The sequence below is a fragment of the Ruminococcus flavefaciens ATCC 19208 genome (assembly GCF_000518765.1).
In the GTDB taxonomy this organism is placed as follows: domain Bacteria; phylum Bacillota; class Clostridia; order Oscillospirales; family Ruminococcaceae; genus Ruminococcus; species Ruminococcus flavefaciens.
This window is the reverse complement of sequence record NZ_KI912493.1, coordinates 96750-110494: the sequence shown is the minus strand read 5'-3', so window position 1 is coordinate 110494 and position 13745 is coordinate 96750. Positions and strand designations below refer to the sequence as shown.

General features: G+C 45.2%; 14 protein-coding genes. 11 read left to right on the top strand and 3 right to left on the bottom strand.

What is annotated here, in order from left to right; all coding sequences use genetic code 11:
* Positions 1–41 precede the first annotated feature (41 nt).
* The 6 genes from L870_RS0115515 (at position 42) to L870_RS0115490 (ending at position 4723) form a co-directional block, all read left to right on the top strand.
* Positions 42–599: a S1 RNA-binding domain-containing protein gene (locus L870_RS0115515; protein ID WP_028518918.1), complete on the top strand. Its 558-nt coding sequence runs from the start codon at positions 42–44 to the stop codon at positions 597–599.
* Between the two features lie 150 nt (positions 600–749).
* Positions 750–1559, top strand: a complete 810-nt coding sequence (locus tag L870_RS0115510; protein ID WP_028518917.1) for an amidohydrolase family protein — start codon at positions 750–752, stop codon at positions 1557–1559.
* A 274-nt stretch (positions 1560–1833) separates the two neighbouring features.
* Entirely contained in the window at positions 1834–2391 is a 558-nt protein-coding gene (locus tag L870_RS0115505; protein ID WP_028518916.1) for a dockerin type I repeat-containing protein, read from the top strand.
* A gap of 124 nt (positions 2392–2515) precedes the next feature.
* Positions 2516–2782, top strand: coding sequence for a hypothetical protein (locus L870_RS0115500; protein ID WP_028518915.1), 267 nt, complete (start codon positions 2516–2518; stop codon positions 2780–2782).
* A gap of 125 nt (positions 2783–2907) precedes the next feature.
* Entirely contained in the window at positions 2908–3648 is a 741-nt protein-coding gene (locus L870_RS0115495; protein ID WP_028518914.1) for a dockerin type I repeat-containing protein, read from the top strand.
* 1 nt (position 3649) lies between these two features.
* Positions 3650–4723 carry a radical SAM/SPASM domain-containing protein gene (locus L870_RS0115490; RefSeq protein ID WP_028518913.1) on the top strand — a complete coding sequence of 358 codons (1074 nt, stop codon included), beginning with the start codon at positions 3650–3652 and terminating at the stop codon, positions 4721–4723.
* A 72-nt stretch (positions 4724–4795) separates the two neighbouring features.
* Here L870_RS0115490 and L870_RS0115485 read toward each other — a convergent pair whose 3' ends face one another.
* From L870_RS0115485 to L870_RS0115475, 3 genes are all read right to left on the bottom strand, one after another.
* Positions 4796–5950, bottom strand: a complete 1155-nt coding sequence (locus L870_RS0115485) for an FtsW/RodA/SpoVE family cell cycle protein (RefSeq protein ID WP_028518912.1) — start codon at positions 5948–5950, stop codon at positions 4796–4798.
* A 118-nt stretch (positions 5951–6068) separates the two neighbouring features.
* Entirely contained in the window at positions 6069–7595 is a 1527-nt protein-coding gene (locus L870_RS0115480) for a YifB family Mg chelatase-like AAA ATPase (protein ID WP_028518911.1), read from the bottom strand.
* A 12-nt stretch (positions 7596–7607) separates the two neighbouring features.
* The gene (locus L870_RS0115475) at positions 7608–8408 is read right to left on the bottom strand and encodes a hypothetical protein (protein WP_028518910.1); all 801 of its coding nucleotides are present in this window, start codon (positions 8406–8408) and stop codon (positions 7608–7610) included.
* A 171-nt stretch (positions 8409–8579) separates the two neighbouring features.
* Between L870_RS0115475 and L870_RS0115470 the strand changes: the two genes are divergently transcribed.
* The 5 genes from L870_RS0115470 to trpA all read left to right on the top strand — a co-directional run bounded on the left by L870_RS0115470 (position 8580) and on the right by trpA (position 13606).
* Positions 8580–8993, top strand: a complete 414-nt coding sequence (locus L870_RS0115470) for a peptide deformylase (RefSeq protein WP_028518909.1) — start codon at positions 8580–8582, stop codon at positions 8991–8993.
* Positions 8994–9416: 423 nt separating this feature from the next.
* On the top strand, positions 9417–10883 hold the full coding sequence (trpE, locus tag L870_RS0115465) for an anthranilate synthase component I (RefSeq protein ID WP_028518908.1): 1467 nt from the start codon (positions 9417–9419) through the stop codon (positions 10881–10883).
* On the top strand, positions 10880–11446 hold the full coding sequence (locus L870_RS0115460) for an anthranilate synthase component II (protein ID WP_028518907.1): 567 nt from the start codon (positions 10880–10882) through the stop codon (positions 11444–11446). Before trpE ends, L870_RS0115460 begins: the two co-directional genes overlap by 4 nt.
* A gap of 200 nt (positions 11447–11646) precedes the next feature.
* On the top strand, positions 11647–12837 hold the full coding sequence (gene trpB, locus L870_RS0115455; protein ID WP_028518906.1) for a tryptophan synthase subunit beta: 1191 nt from the start codon (positions 11647–11649) through the stop codon (positions 12835–12837).
* Positions 12830–13606 (top strand): tryptophan synthase subunit alpha, encoded by a 777-nt coding sequence (gene trpA, locus L870_RS0115450; RefSeq protein WP_028518905.1) that lies wholly within the window; start codon positions 12830–12832, stop codon positions 13604–13606. Before trpB ends, trpA begins: the two co-directional genes overlap by 8 nt.
* The last annotated feature ends 139 nt before the right edge of the window (positions 13607–13745 follow it).

Here is a 13745-nt window from a genome sequence, read left to right as displayed (position 1 = left end):
GCTTGCGGAGTCAGGTCCATAAAAAGGAGTTATAAATAAATATGCAGCTGGAAATTGGTAAGATCTACAATGGCAAGGTCAAAGGCATCACACAGTACGGAGCTTTCGTTGATATCGAAGGCGGTGGTACGGGTATGGTGCATATTTCCGAAATCGCCAATACATACGTTAGTGATATAAGAGAGCATCTGTCTGAGGATCAGGACGTAAAGGTCAAGGTCATCGGCATCAACGAGGCAGGAAAGGTAAGTCTTTCGATCAAGAAGGCTTCCGAGAATGGTGACTCTCAGCAGCGTCAGCGCCGTTTTGACAAAGGACAGGGCAAGTTCGATAAGGACGGCGGCAAAGGCGGCGAACGCGGAGGCGACAGAGGCAGTGACAGAGGAACAGACAAGGGCGAGCGCAGCTTTGATAAGGGTGAAAGAGGCGGAGAGCGTCCTCAGCGCAGCAAGCCTGTTGTATGGGAGCCTAAAAAGCAGATCCCACCTTCTGAAATGACATTTGAGGATATGATGTCACGCTTCAAGCAGACAAGTGAAGAGCGTATGTGTGACCTCAAGCGCAGTACCGACAGAAAAAACGGTACAAGAAGAAAATAACGAAAAAGTCTCCTGTAGCATGAAAGCTATGGGAGTTTTTTATACCCTGAGATAGATTTTTTGTATGCCTATCATCTTTTTTATATTTGACAAAGCCCAAAATATGGAGTATAATATTTTTGGATTTTTTGGTATTAGGAGATGTAGATAATGAATTCAGAGGTATATGGCAAGTATGAGATAATAGATGCTCATGCGCATATTTTCCCCGAAAAGATAGCGGAGAATGCGACAGAAAATATAGGACATTTTTATGGTATCCCAATGGACGGCAACGGAATGAGCAAAAAGCTGCGTGAAGCAGGCAGCAAGATAGGAGTATTGAAATATCTTGTATGCTCGACTGCTACAGCGCCGCATCAGACAGAGAATATAAACATTTTTATCGCAAAGGAATGTGCTGAGCACAGCTGTTTTTACGGCTTCGGAACTACTCATGCAGATTCCGAGGATCTTGAAAAAGACATAAATCAGATAATCAGTCTCGGACTTCACGGTGTAAAGCTTCACCCTGATTTCCAGAAGTTCAACGCTGATTCACCCGAAGCATTCAAGATATATGAGCTCATGGAAGGCAGACTTCCGCTGCTTATCCACTGCGGCGACAACAGGTATGATTATTCTGCTCCTCACCGTATAAGAAAGATACATGACAATTTCCCTAAGCTCAAGATACTTGCTGCTCATCTCGGCGGATATCAGCAGTGGGACGAGGCTGTGGAGTGCCTTCCGGGGCTGGAAAATGTGAAAGTCGATTGCAGCAGCTCGCTTGCATTCCTTACTCCCGAAAAAGCTGCAAATATCATCAGAAGATACGGCATAGAGAATTGCTTTTTCGGTGTTGATTTTCCTATGTGGAGTCACGAGGACGAGCTTGTTCGTTTCCTGAAGCTGGGCTTTACAGAAGAGGAAAATCAGAAGATACTTGCGTCTAACTTCAAGGACTTCCTCGGACTTTGATAGTGAATACTTTAAAGGACGGATAGTATCCGTCCTTTTTTTGTAAAAATAGTATTAATAAAACATGGGTAATGTTGACAAATCACTATATATGGAGTAAAATAAAGGATAAGCCATAAGGATCAATGTGAATTGGGAAAAGGAGTAAAACTGCACAATCAAGGGAGATTTGAGTTGTGCAAATATACGAATCCGGACTCTTTTTGAAAAAAGTAAGCATATTTCCGACATTTATTATATATTAACGCAAATATATGAGAGGAGTGTTTCTGAAATGAAAAAAACTTTACGTACTGTTCTAACTGCCGCAGCTTTTGCAGCAGCAAATATGTGTGCGATGCCTTCGGCAGCAAATGCAGTCAATGAGCAGCCAAAGGAGATCAATCCTGTTGAGGAAGTCGAGAGAAAATTCATGGCAGTATACGGACCGCCTCCGTCCATGCTGACAACAACGGCTACTATGCCTGTAGAGACCATGGTAACGACTACGATGACAACGACAGTTTGTCTTTACGGTCCTATGACCACAGTATCGGTAACCTCGGATTATCTTGAAGAACTGACCACAATGACCACAACAACGTTCCCGCCCACTGTTTACGGACCGCCTAAGGCATTCATGGGTGATGTTAATAATGACGGAGTTGTAGATATCTTCGATGCAGTTGCACTGAGAAAGGCTATACTTTTCGATGAGTACGGCGAAACAATAAATAAGTATTTTGCCGATCTCAATAAAGACGGCGAAATAAGTGTCGGTGACCTTGTTCGTCTGAACAGATTCCTTCACGGAACATTGAAGGATTTCGATGATCTCCCAGATAAAAACTGATACAAAAGCGGAACTTTAAGTTCCGCTTTTTTCTTTAGTAAAATGCTTTTTAAATGCTCCAAATGGTTGACAAAACACCGTATATGGAGTAAAATAATAGTAAGTACAATAAGGGGGCATGGATATGAAAAAGTCGAGCAAGACCAAACTTATGGCTGCTATGTTTGCGGCTGCTGCGGGACTTACAGGCTGCGACCACGGAAACAGCGACGTACAGGTTGTCTACGGACCGCCCGTCACCGAAAATACTACCATGACATCGGAGTACGATCCTGCAAAGGACGAAGTACAGGACGTTTACGGACCTCCTGTCACCGAAGCTGAGCCAACGACTGAATACAAGCCCGAAAGGGACAAGGTGCAGCTGGTATACGGTCCGCCTAAGGAGTAAAACTGCACAATAAGAGCATCTTTACTTTGTGCATATATCCAAAATTGAATATCTAAGGGAAAAACTGAGAGATTTTCCGACATTTATTATACAGCACTGTAAAAAATGAAAGGAGTGTTTATGAGATGAAAAAAACTATACGTACTGTCCTGACAGCCGCAGCTTTTGCAGCAGCAGGAGTGTCTGCTATGACTGCTATGGCAGAAGGAATCGAACCTGCTCGTATGACGTTCAACAATGAGACTGAGCGTGATGTGTTCAAGGAATTTTATGGGGCATACGGACCTCCGCCCACAAGTATTCCAATGTGGGACGAGATCACAACTACCGAAGCGTTAGAAACACTTACCACAACTACGACTACAATGCCGAGAACGGTTTACGGTCCTACTTCAACAAGCACTGTTACTACTGCCGAGCAGGAAGATGTTGTAACTCTGACCACGACTATGGTACCTCAGCCTGTTTACGGACCCGCACCTGTTTACATGGGTGATGCAAATATGGACGGTGTTGTTGATATCTTTGATTCTATAGCTATCAGAAAGGCTATCCTTTTTGATGATTATTCAAATAATAATATCAACAGATATTTTGCCGATCTCAATAAGGACGGCGAGATAAGTGTAGGCGACCTTGTTATACTGAATAAGTATCTCCTCGGAAAAATAAAGGATCTTGAAAATTATCCTGCAATGAAAGAGGACTATGAGGCAGTTGTTACAACTACCTATGATCCTGTAACAGACAGGATACAGACTGCTTACGGACCACCGTGGCTGTTCTATAGTCCTACATCTGAAACTACAGCAAATGTTTCTGAAACACAGCCGGGGGCTGATAAAATGATATCCGAGGAGAAGTAAAATGCTCAGTATTGATATGAAACGCAAGCATCTTGAACAGATGCGTGAATACAGAAAACAACTTATGAAAGAACCCAAGCTCCGCAACCTTTTCCTTGAGCTTACTCTGCGCTGCAATGAGCGCTGTCTCCACTGCGGAAGCTACTGCGGTGATGTTACTTCGGAAGAGCTGTCGGTCGATCAGTACCGCACATTCCTTTCTCAGGTAAAGGAGGATATGACGACAGCAGGAAAAATGCTCTGTATCACAGGCGGAGAGCCGCTTCTCAGGAAGGAATTCTTCGATATCATGGGAGCTGCTCATGAGCTCGGCTTCAGCTGGGGTATGACAAGTAATGCTACACTTATTGACGACAGTGTTGCGCGTGATCTGCAAAGAGTCGGTATGGGAACTATTTCCGTAAGTATAGACGGCCTTGAGGATACTCACGATGCATTCAGAAGAACTCCGGGCGGTTACAAAAAGGCTATGAGCGGTATCGAGAGCCTTCTCCGTGTTGGCGGATTTGAGAACGTTCAGATAACAACGGTTGTTACTCATCAGAATATAGGACAGCTTGATGAGCTTTACAAGATATTCAACGAAATGGACATCGACTCATGGCGTGTTATCAATATCGAGCCTATGGGACGTGCAAAACAGCACCCCGAGCTTATCCTTACAAAAGAGGATTATCAGACCATATTTGAGTTTATCAGAAATAAGCGCATAGCAGGCGAGCCTGTTACATACGGTTGCAGTCATTATCTTGGCATGGAGTACGAGAGAGAAGTCCGCGACTGGTACTATCTCTGCACAGCAGGACTCTATACTGCAAGTATCACTGCAAACGGTGATATTATTGCCTGTCTCGATATTGAGCGCAGACCTGAATTCGTTCAGGGAAATATCCTCAAGGACAGATTCAGCGAGGTATGGAAGAATAAGTTTCAGGTGTTCAGACGCGATCTCGCAGACGAGAACGAGACCTGCTCAAAGTGCTTCCATAAGGATTATTGTCACGGCGATGCTTTCCACAGCTGGGATTTTGACAATAACAAGCCCCTTGTCTGTTTCAAGGACATTCTTTTCTAAGGTTAGAGAGATATTTATATATATAAAAGCGGAAGCCGAAAGGCTTCCGCGATTTTCTTTTATGTGAGATATTTACTCGTCCTCTTCATCGTAGAATACGTTGTAGTTTACTGCGCGGTGACTGTATGTGCTTAGGACGAGTCCTATGATAGCATACATACTTATCATAGCAGTACCGCCTGCGCTGAGGAAGGGCAGCGGAACACCGATAACAGGAGCAACTTTTAGTACCATTCCGATATTCATTATACAGTGTGAAAGGAGAAGTCCGAAAGCTCCCATGCATATGAATTTTCCGAGATGATCGCGGCAGACGCGGCTGTCACCGAATATTTTAAGGCAGATATATGCAAGGATTATGATTATTCCTATAGAGCCCACAAAGCCGAAAACCTGTCCTGCATAGGTGAAAATAAAGTCGTTGTGTATTTCGGGAACTGTGATATAATCCTCGGGCTTGCCGAAGAGTCCTTTTCCGAATACTCCGCCGGATTTAAGGGCTGCAAGACCCAGATCCTGCTGATATTCGATATATTCGGGGTCTGTTCCGGGGTGGAAGAGAATGAGGATACGCTTTTTGTGGAACTCACTGAGTGCGAAGAACCACATTCCCGCGATTCCCGCAGCAATAACGAAAGGAGCTGCCACAAGATATTTCCACGATATTTTTGCCGAGCATATCATAAATGCGAATATAGCCGCAAATACGATAGCTGTACCGTAGTCGCCCTGCAATCCGACGATGCCTATGGGTATCATTCCGTGAATGATTATCAGCAGCATATGCAGAGGCTTATTCATCTCCTCCTCATCACGGGAAAGGTGATAGCCGAAGGTGAGTATGAATGCCAGTTTCAGCACCTCTGATGGCTGGAACTGGATAAATCCGAGATTGAGCCACGCCTGGTCGTCGGCGCCTTCTCGCCTGTAACCGAGGGTGGTAAAGGTAAGCGCCATAAGTCCCAGCGCAACGGGAACGAATATGAACCATAGCTTTACAAGCTTTCGGTAATCAATAAATGAGATTATGACAGCTGCAACAATACCTGCGCCCATTGAAAAGAGCTGGGTCTTCCAGTAGCTTGAACCGACTGATTCAAGCACCTTGTTCTGGGTTATGGAATAGATGAGCAGGGTACTTATAGCAGCGCAGAGAGTGACCGCAAAAAGCAGTCCTCCGTCGATACTGTGTTTGCCTGATGGTAATTTTTTAAATGCCGATTTCATTGTTTCTCCTTAGTTTTTCTTTCTTTTTGAGTTTATGCCTGTAGGGACGCCCATTGGGTGTCCGCAGGAAATATTTCTGCTGCGTTTCGGACGCCCGATGGGCGTCCCTGCACGATGTTTATTCGTTCCAGTACTTGCGGTCAAGGCTCCTGAACTGAGCTGCTTCTGCAACGTGCTGTTTTTTTATGACCTCAGAGCCGTCGATGTCAGCGATAGTTCTTGAGACCTTCAGTATGCGGTCGTAAGCTCGCGCACTGAGTCCCAGCCTGTCGAATACATTTTTCATAAGTGTTTCGGCAGCGTCGTCCATAGGACAGAACTCCTGTAATTTGTCGGGAGTTATCAGTGCATTGCAGGTTATGCCTGTACCCCTGAAGCGCTCCTCCTGTACAGCTCTTGCTGCCATGACGCGTTTTCGTATGTCAGCGGAGCTCTCTTCCTTTACCTTTGATGAAAGGTCGCCGAATTCCACAGGTGCCACTTCTATATGAAGGTCAAAGCGGTCGAGGAGCGGACCTGATATCTTGGAAAGATAGCCTGCCACTTTGTTTCTGGGACATATGCATTTCCTCTTCGGGTGTCCGTAATAACCGCAGGGACATGGGTTCATAGCGCCTATGAGCATGATAGTGCAGGGATAGGTGATAGTTCCCGACGCACGGGCGATAGTCACTTTTCTGTCCTCAAGGGGCTGCCTCAGTATCTCAAGTGTCTTGCGGTCAAATTCCGCAAGCTCGTCCAGAAACAGCAATCCGTTGTGGGCGAGTGAAACCTCTCCGGGGTGTGGTATACTTCCGCCGCCTGCAAGTCCTGCCGAGGAAATGGTGTGATGAGGCGAGCGGAAAGGCCTTTTGGTTATTATTGGAGTTTCGGGAGTAAGCAGTCCCGATATCGAATGTATCTTTGTAGTTTCAAGTGCTTCCTCAAAGGTAAGCGGTGGAAGTATGGAAGGCATACGTTTTGCGAGCATACTCTTTCCGCTTCCGGGCGAACCGATAAGAAGCGCATTGTGTCCGCCGGCCGCAGCTATTTCAAGAGCTTTTTTCGCTGACTGCTGTCCTCTTACGTCTGCAAAATCCAGAGTCTCGTTATATGCGGCTTCGGGCGGAGTGTAGTGCTCACAGGGAATAAGCTTTTCTTCGCCGCGGAAATGTCTTATAAGCTCCTCGGCGTTATGCACGGCATAGATGTCAACACCGTCGATAACGGAGGCTTCCTTTGCGTTGTCAGCAGGAACGAATACGGACTTTATCCCGAGCTCACGAGCAAGCATGACCATAGGGAGTACACCGTTTATCCTGCGGATATCGCCGTTGAGGGAAATCTCTCCGATGAACGAGCAGCCTTCAAGCTCCTCGCTTATCATGCGCATTCCGCGGAGTATTGCCATGAATATAGCCATATCATGCACAGAGCCGCTCTTTTTTGTGTCGGCAGGAGCAAGATTTATCATTACTGAGGCTACAGGGAAGCTTATGCTGCATGAGCGCAGAGCTGCACGTATTCTCTCACGGCTCTCCTTAACAACTGTGTCAGGGAGTCCGACTACTTCAAACTGCGGATTGCCGCGGCTTATATCTATCTCAACATCAACAGGAAAAGCGTTGAGTCCGAAGAGGCCGAGACTTGAGACCTTTGCAAACATAGTATGTCCCCCTTATTTCAATTTTAATGTACTGTCAGAAAAAAACAACTCCTTATGAGCTTTAGGTATAAATTTCTGTTCAACTGATGTGTTTCGCGCAGGGCGTGTGACATTCAGCGAAGGCATTCCGCCGATATCCTTTGTGTCAGCAGACTGCGGCTGCGTAAGATTCGGGACAGGATAGCTGCTGTCTGCCTGATGCGGGGCAATATTGCGTTCACGCAAAGCTTTTTCGCGCAAAAGCTTATCAAAGTGTTTTTTGTTATAGCCGTTGGGACTATATTTCTTCATGTCATCATGGTCGGCAAGGACTGTGCTGAATATTGGGAAACCTTCGGTGTTCCTAAGCTGTTTGTAATCCGAATACCCTTTAAGCGCACCTAAACTGTTGTACATTCCGCCAATGCCGATAATAACAGTTATGAAATCAAATCCTGTAAGTCTTGCTATCAATGAACATACAAACGTCAGAGCGTACAGAAAGAACATGATAGCGGTGAATATTTTGTGCTTGGTGCAGCCGAGGAGCGATATCCCTGCAATGATCAGGCACATTAACAGCTGAAAAAAACTGAAGCCTGCGCCCATGTTGAATGCCGATGTATCCTGCATAGTGAACAAGAGCGGCACCCAGCCTACTAAGTGCATAGGTACCTGAAGCAGTGAAAAAAGTGCAAGTACGCCGTTAGTACCGAGTGTATAGAAAAAAGTCTTTCGGCTTATCTCTTCTATTTCGTCAAGCCTTCCGCGGCACACGGGATAGTGAGCGTGATCGGGCTTTTCGATAAGTTCGGGATTTTTCTTGAATTCCATATAATTCTCCATTATAAAAAATTATGGTCTATATTATTATATCACTTTTTGGCATTGATGTAAACATTTTTGTATCAAAAATATACCTGCTTATAATATGCGGCTTTTATATGTTCTTGACAGCTTCGGGCAGGTGTGGTATGATAAAACAAAAACGAAAGGAAAAACAGCATGATAAAGGAAATCGTCAGAGACAAGGAGATACTGAGCTGTAAATCACTGCCTGCAACAAAAGCGGATATACAGACTGTCCGCGATCTGCTTGACACGGTGAAAGCCAATGAGGAGCGCTGCGTGGGCATGGCTGCAAATATGATAGGTGTGCACAAGACTATACTTGTGGCAATGATAGGCGACGAATATGTTGCTATGATAAATCCTGTCATAGTAGATAAGTCAAAGGAGACCTATGATACCGAGGAGGGCTGTCTCTCACTTGATGGAGTCCGTCCCGTTACGCGCCATAATATAATCACAGTAGAGTATCTTGATAAGAAATTCAAGCGCCGCCGCGGTATATTCCGCGATTTTGAGGCAGAGATAATACAGCATGAGATAGACCATTTCAGCGGTATTATCATATGACCTTTGATTAAATATAAAAAATATCTTAATTCTATTGACATAAAAAAATCCAAGTGCTATAATTGTTACATGAGTAAACCGTTGACGCGGAGATAAAGTTAATTATGCTTCCACAGAGAGCCTGCGATGCTGAGAGTCAGGTGAAAAACAAATTAGCAAATGGACCGCCGAGGGTGCAGTCAAATGGGTGATCGCGATACAGGAGGGTAGTTGTGTTATGAGCCTGCGGTGATCTTTCAGAGTATTCTGCAACGTTATGATGTGCGTTAATCATCAGGGATATGTCAGTATCCTGTTAAGCGCACGGCAAAGCCGTGAATCAAGGTGGTACCGCGGATATTAAGTATATTCGTCCTTGACAGATCATTATGATCTGTCAAGGACTTTTTTGTTATTCCTGACAGGTCAGCGGAGGTGCTTTTTATGAATTTTTTACCCGAATTTTCGACAGTACAAGAAATAGCCAAGAGTGGAAAATACGACATTGTCCCTGTAAGCTGTGAGATAATGTCTGATATCTGCACTCCTATCGAAGCTATAATGACTCTGAAAAACGTATCTACACACTGCTATATGCTTGAGTCTGTAGCCGAAAAGGAAAAATGGGGCAGATATACGTTCCTCGGTTTTGATCCGAAAACTCAGATAACTGCCTGCGGAAATGAGCTTACCATAGGCGATGTTAAAATGACGTCAGACGATCCGTCTGTACAGATAAGACAGATACTTGCAAAATACAGAAGTCCGAAATTCGATTATCTTCCTGCATTTACAGGCGGATTTGTGGGATATTTCTCATATGATTTCCTTGCTTATACCGAGAAGACTCTTCGTATAAAGACCGAGGATACAGAGAATTTCAAGGACGTAGACCTGATGCTTTTTGATAAGGTCATCGCATTCGACAACTTCCGTCAGAAGCTGATACTTATAGCAAATATGAAGCTTGATGAAGGCGAAGCAGGCTATAACAAGGCAAAGCTCGAGCTTCAGCAGATGGCTGACCTGCTCAGGAACGGCGACCGTAAAAAAGAACCCTCAGGTCACCTTAAAAGTGAAGTCACAGCACTTTTCAGCAAGGAAGAGTACTGCGAAATGGTGGAAAAGGCAAAGCATCATATCCATGAGGGAGATATCTTCCAGATAGTTCTTTCAAACAGACTAAGTGCTGAATTTGAGGGAAGTCTCCTCAATACCTACAGAGTGCTGAGAACTATAAATCCTTCACCTTATATGTTCTATTTTTCGGGAACAGATGTAGAGATAGCAGGTGCATCGCCTGAGACTCTTGTAAAGCTTGAGGACGGAGTTCTCCATACATTCCCGCTTGCAGGTACAAGACCGAGAGGAAAGACAGAAAAAGAGGACAAGGAGCTTGAGGAAGGACTTCTCAAGGACGAAAAGGAGCTTGCTGAGCATAATATGCTTGTTGACCTCGGAAGAAACGATCTCGGCAAGATAAGCAAGTTCGGAAGCGTTGAGGTGGAAAAGCTCCACAGCATAGAGAGATATTCTCACGTAATGCATATAGGCTCTACAGTACGTGGAGAGATCAGGGAAGAGTTTGACGGCATAGACGCAGTAAGTGCAGTACTTCCAGCAGGTACGCTTTCCGGTGCTCCCAAGATAAGAGCCTGTCAGCTCATTGCAGAGCTCGAAAACAACAAGCGCGGAATTTACGGCGGAGCAATAGGCTACATTGACTTTACAGGAAATCTTGATACCTGTATCGCTATCCGTATAGCTTACAAGAAGAACGGCAAGGTATTCGTAAGAAGCGGCGCAGGAATAGTTGCAGACTCAGTTCCCGAAAAGGAATATCAGGAGTGCATAAACAAGGCTGCGGCAGTAGTCAACGCCCTTAAACTTGCAGAGGAGGCAGACGCATGATACTTCTCATAGATAATTACGACAGCTTCTCCTATAATCTTTATCAGCTTATAGGAGCTATAGAGCCTGATATAAAGGTAATAAGAAACGACGAGATGACTGTTGAGGAGATAGAAAAACTCAACCCACAGCGCATAATCCTTTCGCCCGGTCCCGGTCGTCCCGAGGACGCAGGCATCATAATCGAGGCTGCAAGGACTGTTTGCAAGAAGATACCGACTCTCGGTGTTTGCCTCGGTCATCAGGCAATATGCGCAGCATACGGTGCAACAGTTACCTACGCAAAGGAGCTTATGCACGGAAAGCAGTCCGTTATAAGCTTTATGAACAACAGTCCGTTATTCAAGGGAATAGACGAGGGAGCTCCCGTTGCAAGATATCATTCTCTTGCAGCAGATGCAAGTACGCTTCCCGATTGTCTCGAAGTTACAGCACTTGCCGATGACGGCGAGGTAATGGCAGTACAGCACAAGGAATACCCTATATACGGAGTTCAGTTCCACCCCGAGTCAATAATGACTCCCGACGGAAGAAAAATGCTGAAGAACTTTATAGAACTCTGAGCTTAGAGTTAAGAACTAAGAACTAAGAACTTTGCAGAGGTGAACAGTTAAGCTGTGACCCAAATCTTTGATTTGGCTGGCAATGCTATATGCAGAGCTGTTTGCCCGACAGATAAAAATGAACCGTAGGGAGATGTTCCCTACAAATGCTAACGGCTGATAGCTAACGGCTAATGGCTGAAACAGAAAGGAAAGATATCATGTCACAGTCAAAAGGAAGATTTGGCGTTCACGGCGGACAGTATATCCCCGAAACGCTTATGAATGCGATCATTGAGCTTGAAGAGGCTTACGATCACTATAAGAACGATCCCGAGTTCAACAGGGAGCTTACAGAGCTCCTCAATAACTATGCAGGCAGACCTTCACTGCTCTACCGTGCAGATAAGCTCACAAGAGAGCTTGGCGGTGCTAAGATATACTTAAAGCGTGAGGACCTTAATCACACAGGCTCCCATAAGATAAACAACGTTCTCGGACAGGCTCTTCTTGCAAAGAAAATGGGCAAGAAAAGACTTATCGCAGAGACAGGTGCAGGTCAGCACGGTGTTGCTACTGCAACAGCAGCAGCTCTCCTTGATATGGAGTGCGTAGTATTCATGGGCGAAGAGGACACAAAGAGACAGGCTCTCAACGTATACCGTATGAAGCTTCTCGGCTCTGACGTTGTCCCTGTAAAAACAGGTACAGCTACACTTAAAGATGCTGTTTCAGAGGCAATGCGTGAGTGGACTTCACGTATCGAGGATACACATTACTGCCTCGGTTCTGTTATGGGACCGCACCCCTTCCCGACTATAGTTCGTGATTTTCAGGCAGTTATTTCCCGTGAGTCAAGAGCTCAGATACTTGAGGCTGAGGGCAGGCTTCCCGATGCAGTTATCGCTTGCGTAGGCGGCGGCTCAAACGCTATCGGAAGCTTCTATCACTATATCCCCGATGAGGGAGTACGTCTTATCGGCTGTGAGGCAGCAGGCAGAGGAATCGACACATTCGAGACAGCTGCAACAGTAAACACAGGCAGAATCGGTATCTTCCACGGTATGAAGTCATACTTCTGTCAGGACGAATACGGTCAGATAGCACCTGTTTATTCTATCTCGGCAGGTCTTGACTATCCCGGAGTAGGTCCTGAGCATGCACATCTTCACGATATCGGCAGAGCTGAGTATGTTCCGATAACAGATGACGAAGCAGTAAATGCTTTTGAGTATCTTTCACGTACAGAGGGTATAATCCCTGCAATAGAGTCTGCACACGCTGTAGCTTATGCTATGAAGCTTGCTCCTACAATGGACAAGGACAAAATAATAATCGTAACAGTATCAGGACGCGGCGATAAAGACTGTGCAGCTATCGCACGTTACAGAGGGGAGGATATCTATGAGTAATATCAGATCAGCATTTGCAAACGGAAAGGCATTCATACCATTTATAACCTGCGGTGATCCCGACCTTGAAACTACTGCAAAGGTAGTTCGTGCAGCAGCAGAGAACGGCGCAGACCTTATCGAGCTTGGCATACCATTTTCAGACCCGACTGCTGAAGGACCTGTTATACAGGGCGCAAATATCCGCGCACTTGCAGGCGGAGTCACAACAGACAAGGTTTTCGAGCTTGTAAAGGAGCTCCGCAAAGACGTTAAGATACCGTTTGTATTCATGACATATGCAAACGTTGTATTCTCCTACGATGCAGAGAGATTTATGGCAAGATGCTGTGAATGCGGAGTTGACGGTATCATACTTCCCGATCTTCCGTTTGAGGAAAAAGATGAGTTTTCAGCAGTAGCAAAGCAGTACGGAGTTGATATGATCTCACTTATAGCTCCAACATCTGAGAACCGTATCGCAATGATAGCAAAGGAAGCTGACGGCTTTATTTATATAGTTTCAAGCCTCGGAGTTACAGGTATGAGAAGCGAGATAACCACAAATATCGGCGATATCGTAAAGGTAGTACGTGATAATACAGATGTACCGTGTGCAGTTGGCTTCGGTATTTCAAAGCCCGAGCAGGCACAGTCTATGGCAGCTGTATCCGACGGAGCTATCGTTGGTTCGGCTATAATCAAGATACTTGAAAAATACGGCAAAGACGCTGCACCTTATGTAGGCGAATACGTTAAGGAAATGAAAGAAGCAGTCGCAAAAGCATAATTTGCAGCGTGACGCTGCACCATTTCTCCGCGATAAAATACCTGCGAAAGAAAAGGTATCGCCGCGAGGGATAATGAATGAAAGGCAAATAACATCGTGTGATTTGCTAAATTATGCTTTGAGCCATTAGCACATTGTA

Excerpts from the sequence above, each read along its gene's own strand:
- trpB (WP_028518906.1), top strand. The coding sequence starts at position 11,647 with ATGTCACAGTCAAAAGGAAGATTTGGCGTTCACGGCGGACAGTATATC.
- L870_RS0115470 (WP_028518909.1), top strand. The coding sequence starts at position 8,580 with ATGATAAAGGAAATCGTCAGAGACAAGGAGATACTGAGCTGTAAATCA.
- L870_RS0115460 (WP_028518907.1), top strand. The coding sequence starts at position 10,880 with ATGATACTTCTCATAGATAATTACGACAGCTTCTCCTATAATCTTTAT.
- L870_RS0115475 (WP_028518910.1), bottom strand. The coding sequence starts at position 8,408 with ATGGAATTCAAGAAAAATCCCGAACTTATCGAAAAGCCCGATCACGCT.
- trpE (WP_028518908.1), top strand. The coding sequence starts at position 9,417 with ATGAATTTTTTACCCGAATTTTCGACAGTACAAGAAATAGCCAAGAGT.
- L870_RS0115510 (WP_028518917.1), top strand. The coding sequence starts at position 750 with ATGAATTCAGAGGTATATGGCAAGTATGAGATAATAGATGCTCATGCG.
- L870_RS0115500 (WP_028518915.1), top strand. The coding sequence starts at position 2,516 with ATGAAAAAGTCGAGCAAGACCAAACTTATGGCTGCTATGTTTGCGGCT.
- L870_RS0115480 (WP_028518911.1), bottom strand. The coding sequence starts at position 7,595 with ATGTTTGCAAAGGTCTCAAGTCTCGGCCTCTTCGGACTCAACGCTTTT.
- L870_RS0115490 (WP_028518913.1), top strand. The coding sequence starts at position 3,650 with ATGCTCAGTATTGATATGAAACGCAAGCATCTTGAACAGATGCGTGAA.
- L870_RS0115515 (WP_028518918.1), top strand. The coding sequence starts at position 42 with ATGCAGCTGGAAATTGGTAAGATCTACAATGGCAAGGTCAAAGGCATC.
- L870_RS0115505 (WP_028518916.1), top strand. The coding sequence starts at position 1,834 with ATGAAAAAAACTTTACGTACTGTTCTAACTGCCGCAGCTTTTGCAGCA.
- trpA (WP_028518905.1), top strand. The coding sequence starts at position 12,830 with ATGAGTAATATCAGATCAGCATTTGCAAACGGAAAGGCATTCATACCA.
- L870_RS0115485 (WP_028518912.1), bottom strand. The coding sequence starts at position 5,950 with ATGAAATCGGCATTTAAAAAATTACCATCAGGCAAACACAGTATCGAC.
- L870_RS0115495 (WP_028518914.1), top strand. The coding sequence starts at position 2,908 with ATGAAAAAAACTATACGTACTGTCCTGACAGCCGCAGCTTTTGCAGCA.